Source organism: Streptococcus sp. S784/96/1 (assembly GCF_902729355.1).
In the GTDB taxonomy this organism is placed as follows: Bacteria; Bacillota; Bacilli; order Lactobacillales; family Streptococcaceae; genus Streptococcus; species Streptococcus caledonicus.
Window position 1 is genome coordinate 1 of record NZ_CACVCC010000063.1, and the last position, 2,790, is coordinate 2,790.

A 2,790-nucleotide genomic window follows, 5' to 3' on the forward strand; every position below is an offset into this window, starting at 1 on the left:
GATACGCTTGACAAAGACTTGATGGTTAAAGGCACACCAAGCATCACAGGTGACGCCGCTAAGTTCTTCGATGTGAAAGTAGACGGTCAAACTGTGACTGCGACAATGAAAGACTTCGCAAACGCAGATGAGTTAGCAGGTCAACAAGTTGAGTTGGTAATTCCAGCGCAAATCCGCGAAGGCGTGACCCGCGTTAAGATTCCAAATACAACGAAAGTTGTTTATAACAACTCAACCGTTGATGGCGAACCTGACAAAGAAACGCCACCAACGCCACCAGTAACAGTAACGCCACCAACCGATCCAACAGTTGATAAGAAAATCAACCGTACATTGGAACACTTAGATATTGAACGTAACAAGTCTTACATGTATAATATCTATGCAGAGATTCCAGGAGATATTGAAAATTACACCGAATACGTTGTAACAGATGATGTTGATCCTGCTCTTGGAATCAATGGTGACGTAGCTGCCCATGTTGATGGTTACACAACAGATGCCTTTAAAATTACAGTAGAAGGCAACAAAGTGACTGCTACAGTTGTAGACTTTGCGAAACTTGCAGGTTACAAACAAGTTCAAATCTATATTCCAGCTTACATTAAGGAAGATGCAGATTTGACAACTTATGTTGATACCAAAGTACCAAATACAGTAAGTCTTGAGTTCACTAATGCAAGCGGCATCAAGAAACGTAAAGAAACTAAACCAGTAACCGTAACGCCACCAACACCACCAACACCACCAACACCACCAACACCAGAACCACCAAAACCAGGTGAGCCTGTGAAAACAGTTAGCAATGTTGAAGGTGCTGAACAAGCCTTGTTGTTGAAACTTGCCCAAGCAACAGATGCGTTTAGATTTGATATTAAATCAGTTGTACCAGTTGATAAAACAATGGCTACTCGTATTAACTTAACAAGCATTACGCTAAGAGATACATTGGATGATAATCTTAAAGTATCACGAGTAGGTATTACAGTTAAAGATACACCAAGTATCAATACACTGGCATCTGACTTTAATTTTATTGATGAGGATGTAGAAGTAGCTAAGAAGGAACTTGAAGAAGCTCGTCAAAAACTTGATGATCTTCAAAAAGATCATTCTGCCGAATCACAAGCTAAACTTGTAGCAGCTGAAGTAAAAGTTACTGAGCTTCAACAACAGCTTACGGATGCACAATCGGTGTTAGAACAACTTAAAGTATCTGCTACGACAGTGGAAACAACTACTGAAACAACTACTGAAACAACTACTGAAACAACTACTGAGACAAGCGAGAATAGCCAAACACAGATTCAAAATCAAGAGAATGTGGTAGCAGCTCTAGAAGCACAATTGGCAGAAGCGAAACTTGAAGTAGAAACTGTAAAAGCAGAAATTGCGAATGCGAAAACTGCAGAGGAGCTGAAAGTAGAGGTTTCAAATCAACAAGCAATTGTAGATAAGGCACAAATAAAACTGACGGAAGCAGAAACGAAGCAAAAACTAGTTAAAGAAAAACTAGACTTACTTACTCAAGTAACTGAAAAAGGTGAGTTGACTGCAGAAGCCATTGAAAAACTTGGTGGTACGATTAAAGTTGATGGCCAAAACGTTACAGTGGACTTCAGTGATGAAGCGACAATGGAAGCGTTGAAAGGTCGAACAGTTACAATGATTATCTATAGCGAGATTAAAGACGTGAAAGCTCTGAAAGACGTTCATTTCTCTCAAGGTATTGATAATACAGCAACGGTTCAATTTAACCATGATCCAAGTGCTGAGTTGACGAAGAAGACGAATAAGGTAACAGTTGTTCCGCCTCGTCCAAATCCGTCAACACCACCAGGTGAAACGCCACCACCAGGTAAGACTCCACCGCCAAGCACACCACCAACACCAAATACACCGCCAACGCCACCAGTGAAAGATAAGCCCAAATTGCCAGCAACGGGTGACTATATTTCATACTTTGCGCCAATCGTTGGATTTATCAGCTTAGGCCTAGGAGCTTTGGTAATGAGAAAGAAACGCGACTAAAAAAGCAGGATTACAAGCTATTTTAACAGTCTGCGCTAATCAACTCTCAGTAGTGTATAAGAGGTAAAAGAGAAGACCTTTGGGTCTTCTTTTTGTGGCTCTTTGTCAACTGTAGTGGGTGACTTATAGCTAAAGACGAGAGGAGACGAGATTCGTCTTCTCTTTTTTGATGTTCAAAGCGATTAAGATACGTTTCTTGAAATTGTCAAAGTTCTTGTAACCAAAGGCATTGCGTTTGATATCTTTGATGAGTTTGTTAGTGGCCTCAAGTTTAGCGTTAAAATAAGGCAATTCAATGGCGTTAGTGATATAGTTTTTATAGCGAGAGTAAATGTGCTCAAAGCCGTGTTAAAGGTGCGATTAAGATGAGGTAACGTGTCTTGAATTAACCCCCAAAACTGGTCAGTATTCTTCTCTTGTAGATGGAATAGGAGTAGTTGGTACAGGTCGTAGTAATCTTTAAGTTCAGGTACTAGAGTAAAGATTTTATTCAGACACTCCCTAGGAGTTAAGGTTTCTCTAAATGTTCGATCATAGAACGCCTTAAGAGAGAGTTGCTGACTATCTTTTAGGATAAATTTCCAATAGTATTTAAGAGCTCTGTATTCCAGAGATTTATCATCAAATTGTTCCATGATTTTGATTCTAGTCTGATTAAGAGCCCGGCTCATGTGCTGGAGTAAAATAGTCCAGTGGACTATTTTAGCCTCGAGCTAAGAAATTCGGAAGCGAGGGGTGGAAACGATCAAGAACAATTTT

At 40.0% G+C, this 2,790-nt stretch carries 1 protein-coding gene and 1 pseudogene; one reads left to right on the top strand and one right to left on the bottom strand.

Going from position 1 to position 2,790, the window contains the following annotated elements:
• A partial coding sequence (locus GZ996_RS11470; RefSeq protein WP_162012119.1) for an isopeptide-forming domain-containing fimbrial protein occupies window positions 1–2,031 on the top strand: 2,031 nt, incomplete at its 5' end.
• A 129-nt stretch (window positions 2,032–2,160) separates the two neighbouring features.
• Here GZ996_RS11470 and GZ996_RS11475 read toward each other — a convergent pair.
• Window positions 2,161–2,714 (bottom strand): annotated as a pseudogene (locus GZ996_RS11475) (transposase); the annotation flags it as partial.
• Window positions 2,715–2,790: the final 76 nt, after the last annotated feature.